General features: G+C 64.8%; 24 protein-coding genes. 11 read left to right on the forward strand and 13 right to left on the reverse strand.

Annotated features, from left to right (window positions below; all coding sequences use genetic code 11):
- Positions 1-32 precede the first annotated feature (32 nt).
- Entirely contained in the window at positions 33-2105 is a 2073-nt protein-coding gene (locus ACI6S0_RS16320) for a transglycosylase SLT domain-containing protein (RefSeq protein ID WP_434403676.1), read from the reverse strand.
- Between the two features lie 99 nt (positions 2106-2204).
- On the opposite strand from ACI6S0_RS16320, the gene dapA reads away from it, so the two are divergent.
- The 6 genes from dapA (at position 2205) to recA (ending at position 8299) form a co-directional block, all read left to right on the forward strand.
- Positions 2205-3083, forward strand: coding sequence for a 4-hydroxy-tetrahydrodipicolinate synthase (gene dapA, locus ACI6S0_RS16325; RefSeq protein WP_434405957.1), 879 nt, complete (start codon positions 2205-2207; stop codon positions 3081-3083).
- Between the two features lie 44 nt (positions 3084-3127).
- Positions 3128-3610, forward strand: a complete 483-nt coding sequence (gene smpB, locus ACI6S0_RS16330) for an SsrA-binding protein SmpB (RefSeq protein ID WP_010337314.1) — start codon at positions 3128-3130, stop codon at positions 3608-3610.
- 3 nt (positions 3611-3613) lie between these two features.
- Complete coding sequence (locus ACI6S0_RS16335; RefSeq protein ID WP_004208676.1) at positions 3614-4207, forward strand: DUF2062 domain-containing protein; 594 nt, start codon at positions 3614-3616, stop codon at positions 4205-4207.
- 83 nt (positions 4208-4290) lie between these two features.
- Positions 4291-6675 (forward strand): ATP-binding protein, encoded by a 2385-nt coding sequence (locus ACI6S0_RS16340; protein WP_434403677.1) that lies wholly within the window; start codon positions 4291-4293, stop codon positions 6673-6675.
- Between the two features lie 84 nt (positions 6676-6759).
- Complete coding sequence (locus tag ACI6S0_RS16345) at positions 6760-7116, forward strand: response regulator (RefSeq protein WP_434403678.1); 357 nt, start codon at positions 6760-6762, stop codon at positions 7114-7116.
- 112 nt (positions 7117-7228) lie between these two features.
- On the forward strand, positions 7229-8299 hold the full coding sequence (recA, locus tag ACI6S0_RS16350) for a recombinase RecA (RefSeq protein ID WP_004208679.1): 1071 nt from the start codon (positions 7229-7231) through the stop codon (positions 8297-8299).
- Between the two features lie 177 nt (positions 8300-8476).
- Here the strand turns inward: recA and ACI6S0_RS16355 are convergent, their stop codons facing one another.
- From ACI6S0_RS16355 to aspS, 5 genes are all read right to left on the reverse strand, one after another.
- Entirely contained in the window at positions 8477-8662 is a 186-nt protein-coding gene (locus ACI6S0_RS16355; protein WP_004208680.1) for a hypothetical protein, read from the reverse strand.
- Positions 8663-8750: 88 nt separating this feature from the next.
- Complete coding sequence (locus ACI6S0_RS16360) at positions 8751-10079, reverse strand: methyl-accepting chemotaxis protein (protein ID WP_434403679.1); 1329 nt, start codon at positions 10077-10079, stop codon at positions 8751-8753.
- Positions 10080-10160: 81 nt separating this feature from the next.
- The gene (locus tag ACI6S0_RS16365) at positions 10161-10946 is read right to left on the reverse strand and encodes a polyphosphate kinase 2 family protein (RefSeq protein ID WP_434403680.1); all 786 of its coding nucleotides are present in this window, start codon (positions 10944-10946) and stop codon (positions 10161-10163) included.
- 65 nt (positions 10947-11011) lie between these two features.
- Positions 11012-12088 (reverse strand): DUF5694 domain-containing protein, encoded by a 1077-nt coding sequence (locus ACI6S0_RS16370; RefSeq protein WP_434403681.1) that lies wholly within the window; start codon positions 12086-12088, stop codon positions 11012-11014.
- A 118-nt stretch (positions 12089-12206) separates the two neighbouring features.
- The gene (gene aspS / locus ACI6S0_RS16375) at positions 12207-13991 is read right to left on the reverse strand and encodes an aspartate--tRNA ligase (RefSeq protein ID WP_434403682.1); all 1785 of its coding nucleotides are present in this window, start codon (positions 13989-13991) and stop codon (positions 12207-12209) included.
- Between the two features lie 128 nt (positions 13992-14119).
- On the opposite strand from aspS, the gene rnd reads away from it, so the two are divergent.
- Both rnd and ACI6S0_RS16385 read left to right on the forward strand, forming a co-directional pair.
- Positions 14120-15286 (forward strand): ribonuclease D, encoded by a 1167-nt coding sequence (gene rnd, locus ACI6S0_RS16380; protein WP_010337305.1) that lies wholly within the window; start codon positions 14120-14122, stop codon positions 15284-15286.
- Positions 15287-15297: 11 nt separating this feature from the next.
- Positions 15298-15615, forward strand: coding sequence for an I78 family peptidase inhibitor (locus ACI6S0_RS16385; RefSeq protein ID WP_434403683.1), 318 nt, complete (start codon positions 15298-15300; stop codon positions 15613-15615).
- 12 nt (positions 15616-15627) lie between these two features.
- On the opposite strand, the gene ACI6S0_RS16390 is transcribed toward ACI6S0_RS16385, so the two are convergent.
- The 6 genes from ACI6S0_RS16390 to ACI6S0_RS16415 all read right to left on the reverse strand — a co-directional run bounded on the left by ACI6S0_RS16390 (position 15628) and on the right by ACI6S0_RS16415 (position 19674).
- Entirely contained in the window at positions 15628-16563 is a 936-nt protein-coding gene (locus tag ACI6S0_RS16390) for a PAS domain-containing protein (RefSeq protein ID WP_017499618.1), read from the reverse strand.
- A 172-nt stretch (positions 16564-16735) separates the two neighbouring features.
- Positions 16736-17149, reverse strand: a complete 414-nt coding sequence (locus ACI6S0_RS16395) for a hypothetical protein (protein WP_004208689.1) — start codon at positions 17147-17149, stop codon at positions 16736-16738.
- Positions 17150-17174: 25 nt separating this feature from the next.
- Positions 17175-17558, reverse strand: coding sequence for a hypothetical protein (locus ACI6S0_RS16400; RefSeq protein WP_004208690.1), 384 nt, complete (start codon positions 17556-17558; stop codon positions 17175-17177).
- A 64-nt stretch (positions 17559-17622) separates the two neighbouring features.
- The gene (locus ACI6S0_RS16405) at positions 17623-18132 is read right to left on the reverse strand and encodes a helix-turn-helix domain-containing protein (protein ID WP_010337302.1); all 510 of its coding nucleotides are present in this window, start codon (positions 18130-18132) and stop codon (positions 17623-17625) included.
- Between the two features lie 246 nt (positions 18133-18378).
- Positions 18379-19062, reverse strand: a complete 684-nt coding sequence (locus ACI6S0_RS16410; RefSeq protein ID WP_010337301.1) for a hypothetical protein — start codon at positions 19060-19062, stop codon at positions 18379-18381.
- A gap of 225 nt (positions 19063-19287) precedes the next feature.
- On the reverse strand, positions 19288-19674 hold the full coding sequence (locus ACI6S0_RS16415) for a PH domain-containing protein (RefSeq protein WP_037510835.1): 387 nt from the start codon (positions 19672-19674) through the stop codon (positions 19288-19290).
- A 147-nt stretch (positions 19675-19821) separates the two neighbouring features.
- Here ACI6S0_RS16415 and ACI6S0_RS16420 point away from each other — a divergent pair, with 147 nt between their 5' ends.
- Positions 19822-20379 (forward strand): nuclease, encoded by a 558-nt coding sequence (locus tag ACI6S0_RS16420; RefSeq protein WP_270091480.1) that lies wholly within the window; start codon positions 19822-19824, stop codon positions 20377-20379.
- Positions 20380-20502: 123 nt separating this feature from the next.
- Positions 20503-21546, forward strand: coding sequence for an acyltransferase family protein (locus ACI6S0_RS16425; protein ID WP_434403684.1), 1044 nt, complete (start codon positions 20503-20505; stop codon positions 21544-21546).
- A gap of 33 nt (positions 21547-21579) precedes the next feature.
- Here ACI6S0_RS16425 and ACI6S0_RS16430 read toward each other — a convergent pair whose 3' ends face one another.
- On the reverse strand, positions 21580-22353 hold the full coding sequence (locus tag ACI6S0_RS16430) for a CsgG/HfaB family protein (RefSeq protein ID WP_434403685.1): 774 nt from the start codon (positions 22351-22353) through the stop codon (positions 21580-21582).
- A gap of 195 nt (positions 22354-22548) precedes the next feature.
- On the opposite strand from ACI6S0_RS16430, the gene lepA reads away from it, so the two are divergent.
- Complete coding sequence (gene lepA / locus ACI6S0_RS16435) at positions 22549-24354, forward strand: translation elongation factor 4 (RefSeq protein WP_037510832.1); 1806 nt, start codon at positions 22549-22551, stop codon at positions 24352-24354.
- Positions 24355-24418: the final 64 nt, after the last annotated feature.

Here is a 24418-nt window from a genome sequence, read left to right on the forward strand (position 1 = left end):
CACAGCCTTGGCCGACGCGCAAACCGGAAAGATCAGCCCGGCGTCTGCTTGCCCAGATAGCGGCTCAGCACCGCATTGCTGCCCTTGAACTTGGCGCGTTCCGGATTCATCGCTTCATAGACGACGGCATTTTCCAGCACCCGCTGCACATAGTTGCGCGTCTCGAAGATCGGGATCTGCTCGATCCAGCGCAGCATGTCGGCGCCCGGCAGGCGCGGGTCGCCATTGGCCTTGACCCAGCGATTCACATTGCCCGGCCCGGCATTATAGGCGGCGACCGCCAGCGGATAGCTGCCGCCATAATAGTCCAGCATGCGCTGGAAATAGCCCGACCCCAGCATGATGTTGTAGCTGGGATCGTTGAGCGAGCCGGCGTCATAGCTCAGGCCCAGCTTGCCCGCCTGCTCCCGCGCCGTGCCCGGCATCAGCTGCATCAGGCCGCGCGCGCCGGCATGGCTGACGATCTGCTTGTCGAACTGGCTTTCCTGCCGCGCGATCGCATGGACCATGGTCCAGTTATATTGCGCCGTCGGCGGCACCGGCACGCGCGGGAAGGCGCTGGCGCCATAGCCGGTCAGGCCGTTGGATACTGCCCGGCGGCCGACCATCACGCCCATGTCGGGACGGCCCAGATTCTGCGCCAGTTCGGCGGCCAGGAAATGATCGCCATCGCTGTCGGCGCCGTTGGCGATGGCGCGGACGAATTTGCTCTGGTCCTCCCAATAGCCCATCTGGCCCAGCGCCTTGGCGGCACGCACCACCGACCGGTTGTTGAACTCGCTGCGTTCGGCGGCCGAAATCGACACCGCCCGTTCGGGCGGCGGCGGTACCGGCCGGCCCAGCCGCTCCAGCGCCAGCTGGCCATAATATTGGTCGGGGAATTGCGCCGACTGGTTGAAATAGCTGTTGGCGCTGGCGGCATCGCCCGCCTGCAGCGCCGCGCGCCCGGCCCAATAATAGCCCTTGGCCTGGACCTGGGGTGACTTGCCGCCGGTGGCATAGCGGCGGAACATCGCCACCGCATCGGTCGGCCGGTTGAGATTGTAGAAGGCGGTCGTGCCCGCCAGCCAGGCAAGGCTGGTATAATCGTCACGCTCGCCGATCGGCCGGGTCGATACGTCCGTGCCCGGCGCATAGGCGTCGTCCAGCTGGCTGGCGATGCCATAGGCAAAGCTCCACTGGCTGTCGTTCGCCGACGACCGTGCCTGGGTCAGCAGCGTCTCATACCATTTTTCGGCATTGCCGGGGCGGAAGGTCAGCGGCTGGCGATTGGCCAGATATTGCCGCCCGGCAATCCAGTTGCCGCTATTGAGCAGCCAGGTCGCCTTGTCGGCGATGAAGCCCGCATCGCTCGCCCCGCCGGCCGGCTCGGCCGTCTGCATCTTGATCGCGGCGTCCGGCGACTTCTGGCGAAAGGCGATGCGCGCATCATAGATCGCCCGCCGCGCCGGGCTGACATAGGCCAGCATCCGCATCGCGCCGATCGTGTCATTGCTCCACAGCAGTATGTCGGCGCGCTGGTCATGGTCGGCCACGGTAAAGCCCGATCCGAACAGCGACAGCAGCCGCGCCTCGTCGGTCGGGCTCAGCGTGCCGGTGATCCAGGCGGTGCGCGCGGCCACCCGCGCCTCGTCCATCCGGCCGGTCTGCATCAGCGCCACGGCATTGCGGGCATGGCCGGTCGCGGTGCGCGCCGGGAAGCGGGCGAAGAAGGCGATCACCTGGCGCGGATCAAAGCTGTCGGGATTGATCCCGGTCTCGGCCAGCCGCCGCATCCGGTCCTCGCCCGGCCAGCCGGGATTGGCCATGATGAAGCTGGCATAGGTGGAAAAGCCCAGGCCATCGCTCTGCTGCAAGGCGCGCCACTGGCTGATCGTGCCGGCGATCGAGGGATCGGACGGCATGCCGACGCGGCTGGCCGCCTGATTCCAGGCGCTGGGCTGAGTCGAGCCCGGCTGGCCCGGCAGGGGCTGCACCATCGCCTGGGCATAGACGGTGGGGGTTTCGGTCTGGGCGCCGGCACCGGCGGTTGCGAGCAATAAAGCAATGACAGGCATGCGGATCAGGTAACTTTCGACAGCTCCGGGCTTCGGCATGCTGGACATAATCGCTATTGCATCCTTATCAGGCCCTGAATGACGCGCTATAGCGCGCCGCTTGCCCGATCATGCCCCGGTCGCCCGGAGAATTGAAGGAGTTTAATGATGTTTTCCGGGTCGATTCCAGCCCTGGTGACCACTTTCCGCGACGGAGCGGTGGACGAGGCCGCCTTCCGCGCCCTGGTCGACTGGCAGATCGAGGAAGGGTCGAGCGCGCTGGTCCCCTGCGGCACCACCGGCGAAAGCGCGACCATGACGGTCGAGGAGCATAATCGCGTCATCGCCATCTGCGTCGACCAGGCGGCCGGCCGCGTGCCGGTGATCGCCGGCTGCGGATCGAACGACACCCGCATCGCGCTGGAGCATATGTATGCGGCGCAGGCCGCCGGCGCCGACGCGGCGCTGGTCGTCGCGCCCTATTACAACAAGCCGAATCAGGACGGCGTCTATCAGCATTTCGCCTATCTGGCGCAGCGCTGCGACCTGCCGATCGTCCTCTACAACGTCCCCACCCGCACCATCACCGATATCGGCGTGCCGGTGATGCACCGGCTGAGCCAGGAATATCAGTCGATCGTCGGGGTGAAGGACGCCACCGGGAATCTGGGGCGGGTCACCGCGCAGCGCCTCGCCTGCGGCCCGGACTTCTGCCAGCTTTCGGGAAATGACGAAACCGCACTCGGCTTCAACGCGATGGGCGGCCGGGGCTGTATTTCGGTCACCGCCAATGTCGCCCCGCGCCTGGTCGCCGATTTCCAGGCGGCCTGCACCGCGCAGGATTGGGATGGTGCCCTGGCGCTGCAGGATCGTCTCTATCCCCTGCATGATGCCCTGTTCAGCGATTCTTCACCCGGCCCTGTCAAATATGCCCTCACCCGCGTGCGACCCGACATGCCCGGCGAGCTTCGGCTGCCGATTACCTGGCCGTCGGAATCGAGCCGCGCCGCGGTCGATCGCGCGCTGGAGATCGCCGGTCTGGTTTGACGCGCCGGCGTCCCTATATGATGAATTGAGTTAAGTAGCAGAATATGGCCCGCCCCCGCCCCGCAACCTTCGACAAGAAGAAGATCGTCGCCGAGAACCGGCGCGCCCGTTTCGATTATTTCATCGAGGACGTGTTCGAGGCCGGCATCGCGCTGCAGGGCACAGAGGTGAAGGCCCTGCGCGGCGGCGAGGGCAATATCGCCGAAAGCTATGCCGAGGTGAAGGGCAACCAGGTCTTCCTGGTGAACAGCAACATCCCCGAATATAGCCATGGCAACCGCGAAAATCACGAGCCCAAGCGGGTGCGCAAGCTGCTGCTGCACGAGCGTGAGATCGAGAAGATGCACAGCGCGGTGTCGCGCAAGGGCATGACGCTGGTGCCGCTGATGGTCTATTTCAACAGCCAGGGCCGGGCCAAGGTCGAACTGGCGCTGGCCAAGGGCAAGCAGAATCACGACAAGCGCGACACGATCAAGGAACGCGACTGGAAGCGCGACCAGCAGCGCATCATGAAGGCGCATAGCTGATCCATGGACAATCGCTTCTCCCGCTGGTGGCACGCCAACGCGCCAACCCGTGAATCGCTGGAGAAGAGCCGCGTCCTTGCCCCCGTCGCCCATCGCGTGCTGGAACCCTCGCTGTGGCGCTTCACTCGCCGGTCGGTGCCGCGCGGCGTCGCGCTCGGCCTGTTCGTCGGCATCTTCCTGCTGATCCCCGGCGTGCAGATCGCCGGCGCCGCGATCTTCGCCTTGCCTTTCCGCGCCAACATCCCGGTGGCGGCGGCGATGACCTTCCTGTCCAACCCGGCCACCACGCCGCTGATCCTGATGGCATCGGTATGGCTCGGCAACTGGATGCTCGGCCGCAGCGCCGACGCCTCGGGCTTCATGGCGCTGGTCGATGGCCATGCCTCGATCGGCCAATGGTGCGCCTGGCTCTTTTCCGAAGCCGCCCCGGCCATGCTGCTCGGCCTCTTCCTCATCTCGCTCGCCAGCGCGGTGCTTGGCTATGTCGGCGCCGACTGGTTCTGGCGCCGCCGCATGGGGCGCAAGTGGCAGGCGCGCAAATTGAGGATTGGCAAGCGCAATGAAAGCAGCGCATTGGAAGAGATCGCCCGGATCTGATCCGTGGCGTCATGGTTCCATTGTAAGGGCTTAAGGGGACGGCGCCGATGGTCGCGCGGGTAAACAGGGATGATGAGGCGTGGATGGGACAAGCCCCGTCGCGCAGCTTCGTGCCCCTGCTCGCGCTCGCTGCAGCCGCCTCCGCCGCGATTGTCCTCTATGCCATCGGCGACTGGGCGCTGGCCGCCGGCTTCGCCGCCACGGTCATCACCATCGCCGCGCTGCTCGCCTGGTATCGCCGCCTCTATCCCCCGCCGCTGTCCGCCAGTGATGCCGTGCCCGACTGGACCGTGGCGCGCGCCGCCGCCGACGCCTCCAGCATGGCGATCGCCGTCACCGACCGCGCCGGCCGGCTGGTCTGCGCCAGCGACCTGTTCGGCGAATGGTTCCCCGGCTACCCCTCGCCCCCGGCCGTCAATGCCGATGCCTCGCTGATCGAGAGCCTGACCGCCGCCGCCCGCGCCGCCTGGCGCGATGGCGAGGCCAAGGTGGAGGCGATCGCCCATGCGACCCTGCGGCTCGACGTCGACATCACCCGCACTGGCCGGTCGGAAGATTATCTGCTCTGGCGCTTCACCCCGATGCGCCAGCCCAGCGCGCTCGACGATGTCCATCGCGTCCTGACGGGCGAGGCCGGGCGGCAGTTGGGCGAAGCCGGCATCATGGCGGTGATGATCGGCGGCGAGGGCCGCATCCGCGCCGCCAACGGCGCCTTCCTGCTGCGCGCCGCCGGCCGGATCGACGCCAACATCACCGGCCGCGATTTCGCCGCCCATATGCGGGTCGATGACAAGGGCCGGCTGTTCCTGGCGCGGGAGGAAAGCGGCGGCCTGCCGCTGCGCCTGCTGCAGGTGCCGCTGCGCCGCGCCACCCAGCCGGGCGGCATCCAGAATGGGGCGCAGGACGGCCCGATGCTGTTGCTGCTGATCGACGAGCCGGTCGGCGGTGGCGGCACCTCCGCCCTTTCCTACATCGAAACCCTGCTCTCGCTGCTGCCCTTCGGCCTCGCCATGGCCGATCGCGACGGCCGGGTGCTGTTCGTCAACAAGGCGTTCGCCCGCGCCGCCGGCATCAAGGATGCCGAAACGCCCAGCTATCCCGGCGACCTGGTCGTGCGCGAGGATCAGGCGGCGGTGGCCGACGCGGTGCGCCGCTTTGCCGTCGGCCCGCAAATGTCGGGCGACATCGCCGTGCGCATGCGCGAACAGCCCGAGGAACCGATCGCGCTCAGCCTTGCCGGCGTGCGCGGCCTGGGCGAGGCCGCCGTGCTGCTCAGCCTCAAGGACAATAGCGAGGAATCGAAGCTCAAGCGCCAGGTCGCGCAGGCGACCAAGATGCAGGCGATCGGCCAGCTGGCGGGCGGCGTCGCCCATGACTTCAACAATATCCTGACCGCCATCATCGGCCATTGCGACCTGATGCTGATGCGCCATACGCCGGGCGACAGCGACTATGACGACATCACCCAGATCAAGTCGAACAGCAATCGCGCCGCCGGCCTCACCCGCCAGCTGCTTGCCTTCTCGCGCCAGCAGACGCTGCGCCCGCAGATATTGCAGCTGCCCGACATCGTCGCCGACGTTTCCAACCTGTTGAAGCGCCTGCTCGGCGAAAATGTGAAGCTCGACGTCAGCCATGGCCGCAACCTCGACGCGGTGCGCGCCGACCCCGGCCAGCTGGAACAGGTCATCGTCAACCTGGCGGTCAATGCCCGCGACGCCATGCCCGAAGGCGGCACGCTCAATATCCAGACCTATGGCGTGCCAGCGAACCGCGTGCGCGAGATGCGGCAGCAAATTCTGCCGATCAGCGACTATACCGCGCTGCGCGTGTCCGACACGGGCCTGGGCATCCCGCCCGACATCTTGTCCAAGATCTTCGAACCCTTCTTCACCACCAAGGAATTGGGCAAGGGCACCGGTCTTGGCCTGTCCACCGTCTACGGCATCGTCAAGCAGTCGGGCGGCTATATCTTCGCCGAATCCGAACTGGGCCGGGGCGCCAGTTTCGTCATCTATCTGCCGGTCTATGCCGGCGGCGACATCGAACAGGCCAAGCCCAAGACGCCGATCAAGCGCAGCGAAACCTGGGGCACCGGCACGGTGCTGCTGGTCGAGGATGAGGATATGGTCCGCGCCGTGGCCGAACGCGCCCTCACCCGCCAGGGCTACAAGGTGCTGACCGCCAGCGACGGCGAACAGGGGCTGGAAGTGCTGGGCGGCGGCGAGAAGATCGACCTGCTGATCTCCGACGTGGTGATGCCCAATATGGATGGCCCGGCGATGGTGGCACAGGCGCGGCGCAGCTTCCCGGACCTCCCCGTGCTGTTCATGTCCGGCTATGCCGAGGAGCAATTGCGCAAGTCGATCGACATCGCCAATGTCGCCTTCCTGCCCAAGCCCTTTTCCGTCAACCAGTTGGCCGAAGCGGCGCGCGACGCGCTGGCGATGCGACCGGCGGCGGAATGAACTTGCCCGCCGGCAAACGATTATGCTGGGCATCGCCTGCCCCTTTGGCTAGCGATGGGAAGCAAAAACAAGGGACAAGGGCGCATGGCTGACGGCAAGTCCATCCTCATCGTCGAGGATGAAGCAATGATCGGCATGATGCTGGAAGATTATCTCGACGCGCTCGGCTATCGCCTCCACGCGACCGCCGCGTCGGTGGACGAGGCGTGCGCCCTGGCGCGCGAGGGCGGGTTCGACGCCGCCCTGCTCGACTGCAATCTCCAGGGTGAAAAAAGCTGGCCGGTCGCCGACATATTGGCGCAGCAGTCGATCCCCTTCCTGTTCGCCACCGGCGGCATGGCGGATGATCTGCCGCCGGGCCATGCCGATCGCCCGACGCTCGCCAAGCCCTTCACCATCGGCGCCGTGGAGCGCGCGCTGGAGAAGATTCTCGCCGACTGAATAGGCAGGATAGGAAATTTCCGTTCCCCTCTTGTTCCGCAGGAACAAAAAGGATACATCATTGGCAGGCGCCGAGTGACTCGACGCGATCCGCTTGACAGGGGATAGGCCGATGACCGCTATGCTCTCACTCATCGATTCCAAGAAGACAGGCACAATGGACAGACAGAAAGCATTGGAGGCGGCGCTCGCCCAGATTGATCGCGCCTTCGGCAAGGGCAGCGCGATGAAGCTCGGCAGCCGCGAGAAGATCGAGATTGAATCGATCTCGACCGGTTCGCTCGGCCTCGACATCGCGCTCGGCATCGGCGGCCTGCCCAAGGGCCGCATCATCGAGATTTACGGCCCCGAAAGCTCGGGCAAGACCACGCTGACGCTGCATGCGATCGCCGAAGCCCAGAAGGCCGGCGGCACCGCTGCCTTCGTCGACGCGGAACATGCGCTCGACCCCATTTATGCCAAGAAGCTGGGCGTCGACATTGACGAACTGATCGTGTCGCAGCCCGACACCGGCGAACAGGCGCTGGAAATCGTCGACACGCTGGTCCGCTCCAACGCCATCGACATCCTCGTCGTCGACTCGGTCGCCGCGCTGGTGCCGCGCGCCGAGATCGAGGGCGAGATGGGCGACAGCCATGTCGGCCTGCAGGCGCGCCTCATGAGCCAGGCGCTGCGCAAGCTGACCGGGTCGATCGCCCGCTCCAAGTGCATGGTGATCTTCATCAACCAGGTGCGCATGAAGATCGGCGTGATGTACGGCAATCCGGAAACCACGACCGGCGGCAACGCGCTCAAATTCTACGCCTCGGTCCGTCTCGACATCCGTCGCACCGGCCAGATCAAGGATCGCGACGATATCGTCGGCAACGCGACCCGCGTGAAGGTGGTGAAGAACAAGGTCGCCCCGCCCTTCAAGCAGGTCGAATTCGACATCATGTATGGCGAGGGCATTTCCAAGATCGGCGAGATGCTCGATATCGGCGTCAAGGCCGGGCTGGTCGAGAAGTCGGGCTCCTGGTTCTCCTATGACTCGGTCCGCATCGGCCAGGGTCGCGAAAACGCCAAGACCTTCCTCAAGGAAAATCCCGAAATGGCAGACCGCCTGGAAAAGGCGATCCGCGGCAAGACCGAGGAAGTCGCCGAAGGGATGATGGCCGGACCCGAAGCGGGGGATGACGACTAAGCAGGGCGACCGCGCCCGACCGGATCAACCGGGCGCTTGATCCTGCCTTTCGTCCACCTCTGGCTTCACGCTCTGAAAAGGCCCGTTGCGCGATGGCGCGGCGGGCCTTTTACCTGCCGGGCGCGCGACGGGGCTGTCGCCATGCAGGCGCAACGGAGGGGAAGAGGGAAAAGACCGCTATTCGTGCGGCCGCAGGGCGCGGTTGAGCGAATCCAGCACCTCGGCGATCGGTTCGGTCACGGTGACGCTGCGGCCTTCGCCAAAGCGGATGCGGGTGCCGTCGGTCACGGATGAGACGAAGGTCACCTGGGTAGGGTTGACCGCGGTTTCGGTGCGATCGACGCCGACGAACATGACGAGCATGATCTTCTCTCCCATTTTCGGCCCGTGCCGGACCCATTGGGTGCAAGACTAGCTGCTTTTTGCGCCGTTACCAGAGGCTTTGTGCGGTTCAGCCTGCCTGGATCGCCTGCAGGAACCGGCTCGCCCGATCGTCCAGCCGGTGCGCGACCGTCGCCAGCTGCCCCGCCGCAACGCCGATATCATGGGCGCCCGCCGCCGCCGCGCTCGCATTGTCGCTGATCTGGCGCGCACTCTGGCGGATATGGTCGCTCGACGATCCGGCTTCCGACAGGCTGGCGGCGATCGACCGGCTGAAGGCGCCATGGCGCGCCACCGCCGAGAAGACCGATGCCGACACCTCATTCGCGGTCGCCATCGCCGCGTCCATGTGCAGATGGCCCTGCGCCACCGTCTCCACCGCCAGCCGGACATGGCCGATGCGCTGGCCGATCTCGGCCGCCGCCTCGCGCGTCTGGCTCGCCAGCGTCTTGACCTCGCGCGCCACCACGGCAAAGCCCTGCCCGGCCTCACCGGCCCGTGCCGCCTCGATGCTGGCATTGAGCGCCAGCATGCTGGTCGCCCGCGCAATATCGTCGATCAGGGTGATGACCGCGCCGATCCCGTCCGCCTCGACCCGCAGCGCCGCCGTCTGTTCGGCACCGACCTGCGTCTGCGCCACCGCCGCGCGGATCGCCTCGCCCGCCGCGCGCACCTGGCTTTCCATCGCCTGGAACAGCCCGCCCAGTTCCTGCCCGCCGCTGGCGATGCCGTGCAGGCTGTCAGCCGTCTGCTCCGCCGCGACCGCCATGCCGGCCGCCGCCTCGCCATTGCCCGACGCCCGCTCCACCGCCTGTTCAGCGCGCGCCGACAGCATGTCGGCCATGCCGACCAGATCGGCGATCAACGCCTCGACATCCGCGCGAAATGCGCCGCTCTCGCGCGTCACATGTTCCAGCCGCCGGGTGCGGGCCAGCGCATCGCGTGTATCCCGCTCCGCCGCCAGCCGCAGCAGCAGCGGACCGCCGACCACGCCGGCATAATGGCCGCCCTGCGTCACGATCAGCCCCTCGCAATCGCTCCCCTGCGCCGCATAAAGGTCGATCAGCCGTTCGACGCTGGCACTCTGCTCGACCGTCGCGCACGGCCGCACATGTTCGTCCAGCCGCCCGCCGAAACTGGGATTGCGCAGCAGCGCATGGCCGAAAGGGTTGAACAGGATGCGCCGCATGTCGCGCTCATAAATGGCCCCCACCGGCCGATCGGCGGCGTCCACCACCGGCAGCAGCCGCAGCGCCGCATCGTCCTGGAAGCGGTCGACGGCCTGGCTGAGCGGCTGGCCCAGCCGGACCGCAGCGCAGCTCTGGGCAAAGGGCAAGGCGGTGCCGGCGGCAACATGCGGCTCCGGGTCGGGCCGATCGAGCATCTGGGGCGCGTACATGGCGCCCGGCCTAGAAGAAAAGGGTAAATGACCGCTTAGTATTTGATGACGCTTTTGTTACAGATCGTTGTTTTTGCGGAATTATTTGGGCGGCTTATAGCCAAATGCCTCGCGCGCCAGCTTGACCACTTCGGGATCGGCCGCCGGGAAATCCATCGGCACCAGTTTCTCCAGTCGCTCCGCGACATAGGTCAGCGCCGCGATTCGGCCGGCCTTGCGGTTATTATTGTCGATCACCTTCCAGGGCGCCTGCTTGGTGTCGGTCTTCTCGAACATGTCGTGCATCGCATCCCAATATTCGGCCCGCCTGGCCCGGTTGCGATAATCGTCGGTGCCGGTCTTCCACCGCTTCCACGGCGTATCCAGCCGCTGCGCCAGTTGCTCGTCCTGCGTCTCCTGCGTGATGTGGACGAACAGCTTGATGATGTTGGTGCCGGTATCGACCTGCTGCGCCTCGAACGCGTTGATATCCTTGTAGCCGCGCTTCCATTCCGCCTTGGTGGCATATTTCTCCACCCGCTCGACCAGCACCCGGCCATACCAGCTGCGGTCGAACAGGCCGATATTCTGGCTGGCGGGCAGCCGGGTCCAGAAGCGCCAGAGGAAATGATGGTCCAGTTCCTCGCGCGTCGGCGCGGCGATCGGATGGACCTGATAATAACGCGGGTCCCAGTCCGCGGTCATCCGCTTGATGATGCCGCCCTTGCCCGCGCCATCCCAGCCTTCCAGCATGATGACGGTCCGGCGGCGATGCAGGATATGGGCGACCTGGATCTTCGACAGGCGACGCTGCAGCGCCAACAGCGCCGCATCATAATCGCCTTTATACTTCGCCCCGGTTTCATAGTCCGACAGATTGATCGTCATGCGCCGCTCTCCTGCAAGGGGACGCCTGATTAGATCGAACCGCGCCGCCAAGAGCAAGCGCGGCCTCAGTGCAGTATGGCGTCGGTATCGACCAGCCGCACATCGTGCATCATGTCGAGATAGGCCTGGAGATAGAATTTGTGCGAGGCGCCGACGATCACCAGCATGCGCTGGCCCGGCGCGGCGGCGAAGACGTCGCGAATATTGGCCGCCATGCGCAGGTTGCGCACCTCCCAATAGCCGGCATAGCCGCGCCCGAAACGCTCGGGCGAAGGCTCCTTGAGCGCCGCGCCGAAATCGCTGTCATAGATGGTCTGCGCCTGATCCGGCGCATTATAGGCGCGATAGAGCGCCAGCACGCCGGCCCCCGTCCGGATGCCGGGCTGCAGCGCCGCATCGGCCGCCTTGCGCCGCGCCGTCGCTTCATTGTCCCACGCCTTCATGATCGCCGCGCCCGCTGCCTTCTCCTCCTCGGCATTGCGATAGGGCCGGTCGGCGCTGTGGTCGTCCATCGGTTCCAGCCGCTCCAGCCCCAGCCTGGCAGCCAGCGGCGCGGCAATCAGGAACTCCTCGTTGCGACGCTGGCGCAGCGTTTCCAGCCGCGCCACCAATATGGCGTCCAGCCCATCCCCGACATGACGGTCCGCGCCGTCCAGCCGCAGCCATTGCACCAGCGCCGATCCCTGATCCTCCGCCGCCAGGAACAAGGCCGCCAGATGGCGCCGGTCCGATGCCGTCGGTCGCTCCGGCCAGGCGGTCAGACGCCGCTCGACCTCGGCCGTGGCAGCCGGAACGTCCAGCCCGGTCGCCTGGCGCGCCGGCGTCGCGTCCCAGCAATAGGTTTCCACCGTCTCGGCATAGCGGAACGGCGCGCGGCGCAAGGCGTCGCACTGCAGGCCGGACAGGGTTTCGACCGCAATCGCCTGCGGCTTCCACGCCGCCAGCCGGTCGATCAATGGCCCCAGCGCCTGCGCATCGAAATCCTTTGGCCAGCCAGACAGGTGGGGCGTACCCAGCACCATCACTTCATTGGGCGGCCCGGCAACCGCCTTCAAAGCGCGCGGATCGAAACCGGGACCAGCCGCCTGCACCGACACCGCCGCAAGCCCCGCCGCCATCATTGCCATGATCGTCCGCATCATCCACCCTGCTCCCTTGTCGCCATGTGTGTTATCATAACAATACAGCAAGGCAAGACGGCAAAGAAAAAGGCCCCCGCCGGATGGCGGAAGCCCTGTTCCTTCCAGCCTATGGAAAGGCTTATGCCTTCGCCTGCGGCTCCACGACACGAACATGCAGTTCGCGCAGCTGCTTGAACTCGGCAGCGCTCGGCGCCCCCATCAGCAGGTCTTCGGCGCGCTGGTTCATCGGGAACAACGTGATCTCGCGCAGATTCTGCGCGCCGCACAGCAGCATCACGATGCGGTCGACACCGGCGGCCATTCCACCATGCGGCGGCGCGCCATACTGGAACGCGCGATAGAGACCGCCGAACCGCTCTTCCACGTCGGCCTGGCTCAGGCCCACCAGCTCGAATGCCTTGACCATCGCTTCGGGCGACTGGTTCCGGATCGAACCCGACGCGATCTCATAGCCGTTGCAGACCATGTCATATTGATAGGCCTTGAGGCTCAGCGGATCCTGGTTGTTGAGCGCGTCCAGCCCGCCCTGCGGCATCGAGAAGGGATTATGGGCGAAGTCGACCTTCTTCTCGTCTTCATCATATTCATAGAAGGGGAAGTCGACGATCCAGCACAGGTCGAACCGGTCCTTGTCGATCAGGTCGAGCGTCTCGCCGACGCGGATGCGCGCCAGGCCCGCCAGCTTCGCTGCCTGCGACTCCTTGCCGGCGGCGAAGAACACGCCGTCGTTCGGGCCAAGGCCCAGCGCCGCGATCAGCTTGGCGGTCGCTTCCTCGCCATGATTTTTGGCGATCGGGCCGCCGGGGACGCCATCCTTGATGTTGATATAGCCAAGGCCCGAATAGCCTTCGCCGCGCGCCCAATTGTTCATGTCGTCGAAGAATTTGCGGCTGCCCGCGCCCGCGCCCGGTGCCGGGATTGCACGGATGACATTGCCGCTCTCGACCAGGCTGGCGAAGATGCCGAAGCCCGAGCCGTGGAAATGCTCGGTCACGTCCTGGATGATGATCGGGTTGCGCAGGTCCGGCTTGTCGCTGCCATATTTCAGCATGGCTTCGGCATGCGGAATGCGCGGGAAGCTGCCGGCCGGGGTGACCGGCTTGCCCTGGGCAAATTCCTCGAACACCGATGCGATGACCGGCTCCATCGTGTTCCAGACATCCTCCTGGGTGACGAAGCTCATTTCCAGGTCAAGCTGGTAGAATTCGCCCGGCAGGCGATCGGCGCGCGGATCTTCGTCGCGGAAACAGGGGGCGATCTGGAAATAGCGGTCGAAACCGGCAACCATCAGCAGCTGCTTATATTGCTGCGGCGCCTGCGGCAGGGCGTAGAACTTGCCCGCATGGATGCGGCTGGGCACCAGGAAGTCGCGCGCGCCTTCGGGCGAGGACGCGGTCAGGATCGGCGTCGAATATTCGGTGAAGCCGGCATCTTCCATGCGGCGACGCATGTCGCGGATGATCTTGGTGCGGGTGACGATATTGGCGTGCAGCGTCTCGCGGCGCAGATCCAGGAAGCGATAGCGCAGGCGGATATCCTCGGGATATTCCTGCTCGCCCGCCACCGGCAGCGGCAGTTCGGCCGCGGTCGACAGCACGGTCACCTTATCGGCCACGACCTCGATCGTGCCGGTCGCCATCTTGGGGTTGGCCGCTTCCGGGCCGCGCGCGACGACCGTGCCGTCGATCGTCACGACCGATTCCGCACGCAGGCCGTCCAGGATGCGCAGCGGCTCGCTGTCCGCCTTGGCGACGATCTGGGTCAGGCCATAATGGTCGCGCAGGTCGATGAAGAGAACGCCGCCATGATCGCGCTTGCGATGCACCCAGCCGGACAGGCGCACATTCGCGCCGACATCGGCTTCACGAAGGGCGCCGCAATTGTGGGTGCGATAGGCGTGCATGGCGTTTCGATCTTTCAAATTCGTTTTACGGAAATGACAAATTGTTGCGGCCCGGCTATGGGCTTGCCTTGTCGACTATCGACCAGCCCGCAGGACGCGGGCCAGCCCATAATAAGATCGAAGACCATATGCAAATTCATCCGCTGATTACCGACAGCAAGACGCTTTCCGATTTCTGCGCCCGCATGGCCAAATCCCCCTATGTCGCGGTGGATACCGAGTTCATGCGCGAGAATAGCTACTGGCCCGAACTCTGCCTGGTCCAGGTCGCCGACTCCAGCGAGGCTGCCGCGATCGATCCCAAGGCGCCGGGCATCGACCTTACGCCCCTGCTCGACCTGCTGGTCAATAATGAGGACGTGCTCAAGGTCTTCCATGCCGGCGGCCAGGACATCGAGATCGTCCATAATCTGACCGGCAAGACGCCGCATCCGATGTTCGACACCCAGATCGCCGCCATGGCGCTCGGCCTTGGCGAACAGATCGGCTATGGCAACCTCGTCGACGCCTGGCTCGGCGTGCAGCTCGACAAGGGCGCGCGTTTCACCGACTGGGCGCGTCGCCCGCTCGACAAGCGCCAGATCGACTATGCGATCGGCGATGTCACCTATCTGATCGAAATCTTCCCCAAGATGCTGGAAGAACTGCGCAAGACCGGACGTGGCGACTGGCTCGACCAGGAAATGGAACGGATCAGCGATCCGTCCAATTACGAGAATGATCCGTCCGAAGCCTGGAAGCGCGTCCGCATCGCCAGCCGCAAGGCCGATGTGCTGGGTCGCCTGAAGGCGCTGGCCGCCTGGCGCGAGAAGGAAGCGCAGGACAAGAATCTGCCGCGCGGCCGCATCGTCAAGGACGAGACGCTGGCCGACATCGCCAGCCACCCGCCGCGCGCGCAGGAGGATCTGGGCAAGGTGCGCGGTCTCTCCGCCACCTGGAAGAGCAACGACATTGGCGGCCGGCTGATGGCCGCGCTCGGCGCGCACAAGCCGCTCGGCAAGGACGAGATGCCCGAGCGCGATCCCAAGCGTCCGGGCCTGGGCAAGGATGGCGCGCTGGTCGCCGACCTGTTGAAGCTGCTGCTCAAGATCCGCTCGCGCGACATCAATGTCGCCCCGCGCCTGCTCGCCCGCACCGACGATATCGAGGCGCTGGCCGCTGGCGTGCGCGACGATCTCGCGATCCTGGAAGGCTGGCGCTATGACCAGTTCGGCCGGGACGCGGTGGACCTCGTCGAAGGACGCCTTGCCTTTGCCGTCAAGAATGGCCGGCTGAAAATGACGCGGACCGAATAAGGAGACGGACGATGCGGATGGCGATGCCCATGCCGATGATGGCGATGATATTCCTGCCCCTGGCCGCCTGTGCCGGAACCAGCAGCGAAGGCCCCGGCTCCGCATCGCCGCCAGCCATGGCGCAAGGGCCGTGCAGGAATGACGGGCTCGACCGTTTCACCGGCCAGAAGGCGACGGCCGATCTGGGCGCGGAACTGCTCAAGGCATCTGGCGCCAAGACGCTGCGCTGGGGCGGCCCCAATATGGCCATGACCATGGACTTCCGCCCCGACCGGCTGACCGTCAGCTATGACGATCAGATGGTCGTCACCAGCGCCCGCTGCGGCTGACCCGCGCCCGCCTCATTCGGCGGCGCGCGGCAGTTCCACCACCGTGCTCCCATCGAGCGCGGTGATCAGCACCACCGCCCCCTCGGCGCCATAGGCGCCGTGCAGGGCGACGATAGAGGCCTTCACCGCCACCGCCTCGCCGCGATTGCTCAGCAGCATGGTCTGCACGCATTGCGCGCCTTGCCCCTGCATCGCCCGCTCCAGCGCCTGGCGGAATGCCGCGCGGCCATGGGTCAGCACCAGGTCGGTCAGCTGCACGCCCATCACCCGTTCGCGCGGCAGGCTCAGCATATCGGTGAAGGGCACATCGACCGCGTCGATCGTGCCGCGCACCGACAGGCGGACATAGCCGACATCGCCATGGGCGGTCATCGCCTCGATGATCGCGGCCTTGGCATCGGCCAGCCGATGGCGGCGCACATCCTCGGTAATGTCGCGGAACATGATGACGGTTGACCTTCCAAGGGGAAAACTCTGCAGCCGCAGCCAGGCGCCGTCGGCAAAGGGAGAGGGAATATCGGCCGCGCTCGGCTCGCCACCGCTCACGGTGCGGCGCACATGCACTTCCATCAGGCTGCCACTGATCGACGGCAGGACGACGTCCAGCTTGGGGCCGACCATCTGTCCCACCGGCTTGCGACAGATGGCGCTGGCGACCCGGTTGACGAAGTCGACGCGCATGTCCTGGTCACAGATGATCACCGCCTGATCGACCCAGTCGGCCAGCGCGAACAATTTCTCCTCGGCGCTCTCCTGACCGGCGTTGCCCGACTGGGCTTTGAGCGCCCGGAACTCGTTGACGCCCAGCAGCACATGGGTCGCCCGGCCATGATGGGTGATGTAGAGCGGCGTGCGTGTCGCCATGTCGCGACATTCGGAAAAGCCGCGGACCAGGTCGGCCGCGGTGACGACCGGACTTTCGGCCGGATAACCACCCTCTCCCTCCATTCCATCACTCCCTACTGGGTTCAGATGGCGCGTAACGCGCTGGGTCATGTCCCTTGATGCCATAATTATCGGCCCTCCATCAATCGGACAAAAACAGAAACGATATGCCTTTCGCCGGACGGCGCAGCCGCAAGAGGGAATGACGGGCATTTCCGCATCCTGTTTCCCTTGTTCACGCCGGAAACGCGTGTTTCCGGTCCATCTGCGTGCCCATGGCCATCACGACCAGCACCGGCACCGCCCAGATTGTCGACATGGCGTAGAAGAATTTGGTCAGGTAGGCGGGCGACACGATCACCGCGACCTGAACCGCAGCCACATTCAGCTGGAAGGCGGCGACGATGATCGGCCAGCGCCGGCTGCTCAGCATCGAAATGATGATCTTGAACAGCAGCGAGGCGCATTCGATCGCCAGGATCGTACGGATCAGCACCGCCTCCGGCCGGATGGTCAGGACCGCCGTCTGGGCCAGGATGAACCCTGCCCAGACCCCAACGATGCTCCAGCGCCCGGTCGCGCCGCCATAACGCACCACGAAGATCGAGGTGGCGATCAGCGCGATCGTATAAGCGAGGAAGATCTGCACGATCCTGCCTTCCGGTCCGGTCGCGTCAGGCGACCAGGCGCAGGGCGTCGGCCTGCTTTTCTTCCAGCGCGCTCCACGGGCTGTAGCAGCCGTCGGCGCGTTCGGCCTGGTTGGTCTTCATGCGGATCTTGGTCGCCTCCAGATGGGCGCCCAGCAGCTGCTCGCGGCTCTGCATCATCGTGTCGATGCAGCCATGGAAGCGCTTGAACAGCTTCTGTCCCTGTTCGGGGGCCAGGCCGATGGTGCGGGCGGTATCGATCATGTCGGCGCTCATCCGCAGCGTGTGGGCCAGAACATCGTCCAGCTTCACATAGGCATCGCGGACCTGGCCGCTCAGGTTGAAGAAGGTGTCGTCCGACATGTGCATTTCGCTCTTGGCGGCGCGCTCGGCGCGGCGGGCATTGGACATGGCAAGGCTCCCTTTTCAGGCCAGCGCTCGCTGGCCCATCAGATGGTTGGATTGTTGGAGACCGTCAGCCAAACAGATGATTGAGCCAATATCCCATCGTGATCAGCGCGGCCAGGGAACCCCCTGCCCATAACGCGACCCGGAAGATGGTCGTCAGGATCTGCCATCGATTCAGCCCATGCGGTTCCCCTCCCATGGTTGCCAGAATCCGGTTACCCAATTGGCGCAAGCGACCCTTTTCCTGCCGCTCTGCACCAGCCGGGATATCGCCGGTCCGGGTCGGTCTGCTTGGTGCCGACGCCTCCTTCTCACCCGCCATCGCCGGTTCAACAAGCGGCTCCGGCTTTAATTCAAATTGCTTGAATTGCGCGTTTTTCTCGGCCTCTACCAATATCCGGGCGGCTTCGCGCCGATCCTTGGCGCCCAGCGCCACGGTCGCCCGATAGACATATTGGTCGACCGTGCCTGGGGTCAGCGATGTGCGTTGCGCGATCTGCTTGGAGGTATAGCCCTGTGCCACCAGCCGCAGGCATGCCCGCTGATTATCGTCCAGACTGGCAACCGCATTCGACATTCCAACCCCTCTGATCGCCCACAGGGAATCATGCCCCGGAACGGATGTAAACTTCTTCTATGATCAATTTTTTATGATGCCGGCCAAGCCGTTGATTTATATCAGATACACTTCATCCATATTGGTGAGACGAAAAAGGCGACGCCTGCGGGCATCGCCTGTTTCCGTTACGGAATCCAGTCATGACATGACTCGATCCGCAATAGCTGCAATCGGGAACCCGGATAGCGCCCCGAAAGGCGCCGTCTACAGTTCCAGGCCGATCAGCGTGCCGCTGCCGATCCGGTCGACATAGCGCTTGCCATCGACCTCCAGCCAGTCCGGCGTCACCTCCAGCCGGCGCCCGTTGATCGTGGTTCGCAGATGCTCGACCGCAAGCCGGTTGCGCGCAACGATACGCAAAACGCACAATCCGTCGCCCCGCGCCGCCATCATCGAATAGCGGTCGCCGCGCAACAGGAAATGCCAGCTGCCGTCATGCGGCTTCCATTCATTGCCATCGATCACCTGCATTGGCGTGCCGTCGGCCGCGCCCAGCCTGACGCTGATCCGCGTCGCCCCCATGGATCGGCGCGGCGGCGCGAAGATCAGGATCGGCTCGCCGTCCAGGGTGATGGGAATCGGCGTATCGCGCAGCATCCGCGATCCACCGACGATCAATTGCGGCAATTCGTTGGAGAAGGGCAGGCGATCGCGCGCGAAGTGGCGCTGGCGCACCACCGGATTGGCATGGAAGCTGTGGACCTGATTCGCGGTCAGCCGCCCTTCCTCCACCAGCCCGTGACAGGTCGGACAGAGCAGCGTCGCCCCCGGCCCGTCTGGCAGACCCAGATAACGATAGATGGTCACCCCGCAGCGCACGCAGGCAAAGCCGCAGGACTGCCGAATCTCGGCCCGCTGATCGGCCGTCAATTCCGGCAACAGCGGCATTACGCGCAAACCCACCATCAAGGCGCCCCCTTTTTCCCGCCGTCCGCCTGATGCGGATCGACGTTGCTTGTTCCTGGCGTCCTCGTGCGGGTGGAAAGCTCTGCCGGCCCCTGGGCTCCTATTGGTTAAAATAAATGCGCCCAAGTCAAGGGCCTAGACATTATGTTCGACAAGAAAATGGCGGATTTCGTGCGCTTTCCGTGCGCACCGCCCCTGCCCGACCGCTCAGCGCTGGGGCAGCAAGTCCAGGTTGCGGGCCGCCGCAATCGCCCGAATCCGGCCCGGTCGCGGCATGTTGCGGATCGCGATTTCCGCTACGTCACCGGCGCTGAACAGCTCGACATTGCCGACGTCGAACAGCCGCTGGCCGAAGGTCTGCGTGATCCGCACGCTGCGGATGCTGGACAGCGCGATTTCGGTCCGCTGCTTGGCCAGCAAGCCACGTTCCAGCAGCACCTCGCGCTCGCTCAGCGCCAGCCGCTCGCCCTTGTGCATCACCCACCACACGCCGATCGCCAGGATACCGACCACCGAAACCAGCAGCAGCAGGAACAGGAAGGGATGCGCCCGAACCATCGCCGGATGCTCGTCATACAGCCATGCTTCGCTCACGCCGCCTCCTTCATCTGGCTTCCGCGGTTTTTCACCATGCCCCCGGCGCGGCGTCAAGGCGCAGTCCGCCGCCCCCTGCGCAACCACCATGGTTAACCAAAAATTTCCCAATATTTACTAGCGATAGCCTCCGATTGGGGATGAATCATGGCCTATAGCCTGCATGATATTGGTGACGAAGACCGGGACCGGTCCGGTCATTGGCTGAATGACAAGCAGGATCAGCGCCGCGCCATCGTGCCGCTGCGCCTCATCCTCATCGCCCTGTTGATGGGGGCGCTGCTGCTGGTCCTGATGCGCCATGTGCTGCCCGCGTCGACGACGGCCTCAGCACCATCCGTCGACGCCCCCGCCACCATATCCACCCGTTTTGCCGCTTGTGACGATCTGGACGGCCAGGCCTGTGTCCTCGCCACCGACGCCTATGCCTATCAGGGCCGTCGCTATCATCTCGCCGACATCAGCGCGCCGCGACTCGAAGGCGCTGCCTGCCCGCAGGAAGCCGCCCTTGCCCGTGCCGGCCGCACCGCGTTGCAGGGCATGCTGAACGGCGGCAGCTTCGAAGCCCATGCCGATCCCGCCGACAGTGACCCAACCGCCCGCATCCTGCTCCGTGACGGCGTCTCGCTGGGCCAGCTCCTCATCCTCAAACGCTATGCCCGTCCCTGGTCGTCCAAGCCAATCAACTGGTGCGCGGCCGGCTAAGACCGCGATCCCGCGGCGGGACGTTCCAGATCGGGACCGACAGCGCCCGTATCCGCCATTTGCGCATTGCACGTTAACCAAGAAAATATCCCATTCGTTGCTCCATCATTGCTATGAAGCATCATGGTTGAAACGAAGCCGAAACGGACAAGGCTGACGGAGCTGGACGCGTTGCGCGGCATCGGCGCCTTGTGCGTGCTGGTCTTCCATTATTCGACCCGCTTCCATGAGCAGTTCCCGCAGGCCAGCCATGTGCCCTTCAGCTTCCCCGGCGGCAATTACCGCGTGCTGCTGTTCTTCACCATTTCCGGCTTTGCGATCTTCTTCACGCTGGACCGGATCGGCACGGTCGCCGACTTCATCGTCAACCGCTTCGCCCGGCTCTATCCCGCCTATCTGGTGGCGATGCTGGTGACGCTGTCGATCGAATATCTGGCGCAGGCGACCCAGTTGCTGGTCGGCCCCTTTGCGATTCTCGCCAATCTGACGATGCTCCAGGGCTTTGCCTTCATTCCCGAAGTGGACGGCGCCTATTGGACGCTGACGGTGGAGATCGCCTTCTATTTCTGCATGGTCTCGATCTGGAAATGGATCGGCCTGCGGCATCTGGAACCGACGCTGGTGGTCTGGCTGATCCTGCGCTGGGTGATGCAGCTCTGGCCCGATATCGTGCCCGAACGGGTCGTGATGCTGCTGGTGCTGCGCTATACGCCCTTCTTCATCATCGGCATGCTGGCCTACCGCATCTGGGCGGGACAGCGCAGCTGGCAGCAACAGGCGCCCTATGCCGCGCTGGCGCTGCTATCGATCGCGACCATGGAAACATGGGACGTCACGATTGTCGGTCTTGTGCTGATGGCGACCTTCGCAGCGCTGATCCGCAACCATCTGCGCTTCCTGGCGATCCGGCCGCTCGTCTGGATGGGCGGAGTCAGCTACAGCTTCTACCTGATCCACCAGCATGTCGGCTTCGTCGTCATGCTGGAAATCGCCAGGGCCGGCTATAGTCCCTGGATCGGCTTTGCCGCTGCCTTCCTCGTCGCGCTGACGCTCGGCACGCTCATCAACCGCCTGGTCGAGCGACCGGCGGGAGAGATCATCCTGCGCTGGTGGAAGAAGCGGCGACGGGCGCCAGGCCCGCTTGCGGAGATTGCGCCGAGCGGATGAGGGCGCTGCCGCAGCGGCAGCGCCCCCTCGTCATCAGGGCTGCGCGACCGGTGCCGCCGCCGCAGCATTGTCGGGCAGGCCGCCCAGCTGCGTCACCAGCTTTGTATAAGCGTCGAGATAGGCGAGCACGATCACCTGGCCGATCTCGGTATTCTGATAGCCACCGCCACCGGCGCCGGCAAAACCGCCCCACCAGCTCGACCCGCCGCTGGCGTTGAAGCTCAGGTCCGACTTGCGGGCATAGCCTTCGGTCAGCGCCTCTTCCTCGGTGGTGCGGGCATTGACGACCGAGAGGGTGACATTGGCCTCGCTCTTCTTGACGTTGATACCGCCGGCGATCCGGCCCCAGGTGCTGCCGCCCATGAAGCCGCCGAGAACGCCGCCCAGCGAATTGCCGCCGCTGTTGCGGTTGGACGAGACGATGTCCGGCTCCAGGAAATAATCCGCCGCCTTCACCTGGCCGCGGCCCAGATTGCTGCCGGCCTGCAATTCGCCATTGTCGGCCATGGCGCGTTCCATGTTGCGGCTCGCCATCGACCGGCCGCGATTGACGAGGCCGAAGCAGCCCGACTGCTGCACGAAGATCTTCAGGATCGCCTCGGGGCTGCCCAGATTGAGTTCGCGCCACCACTGATTGTCGGGCTCGACGATCGCGACGGTGCCAAGGCGGCGGGTGCAGCGCGGGATTTCCGCCTGCTTTCGCGACTGTTCCTGACGGGCCGACGAACCCTTTTCGGCGGCCATCGCCATCGGCGCGGCCGAACCAAGGCAGACCGCAGCCGCAGTCAGCATCTTCAATACACGCATTTTCAAAAACCCCGTTTCCTGTCTGGTCGAGAGAAATTGGTGCGCCCCGGATATTTTTCTGGAACGTAACACAGCCGCAAGGGGCTTCCAAGCAAAGGGGGTTAATGACGATGCTTGTCATCGCACGGCAATTTCGCATGCCCTGCACAACGTGATCCTGCTGACAGCGCCCGCAACTGCTGCTATCGGGCGCCGATGACCGACCTGTCCCATATCCGAAACTTTTCGATCATTGCGCATATCGACCATGGCAAGTCGACGCTGGCCGATCGCCTGATCCAGCGCACCGGCGGCCTGACCGACCGTGAGATGAGCGCGCAAGTCCTTGATAACATGGACATCGAGAAGGAGCGCGGGATCACCATCAAGGCGCAGACCGTGCGCCTCGACTATACCGCCAAGAATGGCGAGACCTATGAGCTCAATCTCATGGACACGCCGGGCCATGTCGACTTCGCCTATGAAGTGTCGCGGTCGCTGGCCGCGTGCGAGGGCGCGCTGCTGGTCGTCGACGCCGCGCAGGGCGTGGAAGCGCAGACGCTGGCCAACGTCTATCAGTCGATCGAGCATGATCATGAGATCGTGCCGGTGCTGAACAAGATCGACCTGCCCGCCGCCGAGCCGGAAAAGGTGCGCGCGGAAATCGAGGAAGTGATCGGCCTCGACGCGTCGGAAGCGGTGCTGGCGAGCGCCAAGTCGGGGATCGGCATCGACGATATCCTGGAAGCCATCGTCACCAAGATCCCGGCGCCCAAGGGCGATCGCAACGCGCCGCTGGAGGCGATGCTGGTCGACAGCTGGTACGACCCCTATCTGGGCGTTGTCATCCTGGTGCGCGTCGTCAACGGCGTGATCAAGAAGGGGCAGGCGATCAAGTTCATGATCGGCGGCACCGAGCATCTGATCGACCGCGTCGGCTGCATGCGCCCCAAGATCGAGGCGCTGCCCGAACTGGCCGCCGGCGAAATCGGCTTCATCACCGCGCAGATCAAGGAAATCGCCCAGACCCGCGTCGGCGATACCATCACGACCGTGAAGAATGGCGCTGCCAAGCCGCTGCCGGGCTTCAAGGAAGTGCAGCCGGTAGTGTTCTGTGGCCTGTTCCCGGTCGATGCCAATGATTTCGAGAAATTGCGCGAGTCGATCTCGAAGCTGCGCCTCAACGACGCCAGCTTCTCGTTCGAGATGGAAACCTCGGCCGCGCTGGGCTTCGGCTTCCGCTGCGGTTTCCTCGGCCTCCTGCATCTGGAAATCATCCAGGAGCGCCTGAGCCGCGAATATGATCTGGACCTGATCACCACGGCGCCGTCGGTCGTCTATGACATGCACATGAAGGATGGTCGCACCCTTCACCTGCACAATCCGGCCGACATGCCCGATCCCAATCATATCGAGATGATCGAGGAGCCCTGGATCGAGGCGGTGATCTACTGCCCCGACGAGTATCTCGGTTCGATCCTGAAGCTTTGCCAGGACCGTCGCGGCATCCAGAAGAACCTCACCTATGTCGGCGGCCGCGCCCAGGTGACCTATGAACTGCCGCTCAACGAAGTGGTGTTCGACTTCTATGATCGCCTGAAGAGCATCAGCCGTGGCTATGCCAGCTTCGACTATCACCAAATCGGCACGCGCGAGGGCGACCTCGTCAAGATGAGCATCCTCGTCAACAACGAGCCGGTCGATGCGCTGTCGATGATCGTCCACCGCTCGGCCGCCGAAGCGCGCGGCCGCCACATGTGCGAGCGCCTCAAGGATCTGATCCCTCGTCACCTGTTCAAGATCCCGATCCAGGCGGCGATCGGCGGCAAGGTGATCGCGCGCGAGACGATCGCGGCGATGCGCAAGGACGTCACGGCGAAATGCTATGGCGGCGACATCACCCGCAAGAAGAAGCTGCTGGAAAAGCAGAAGGAAGGCAAGAAGCGGATGCGCGAATATGGCAGCGTCCAGATTCCGCAGGAAGCCTTCATCGCCGCCCTGCGCATGGGCGACGAGAACTGAGGCTATGATATGGCGCCCGACGCCTTGTCCCTGTGACGGGATGGCATCGGGCGCGATCAGGCGT

The organism is Sphingobium sp. DN12 (assembly GCF_051058005.1).
In the GTDB taxonomy this organism is placed as follows: domain Bacteria; phylum Pseudomonadota; class Alphaproteobacteria; order Sphingomonadales; family Sphingomonadaceae; genus Sphingobium; species Sphingobium yanoikuyae.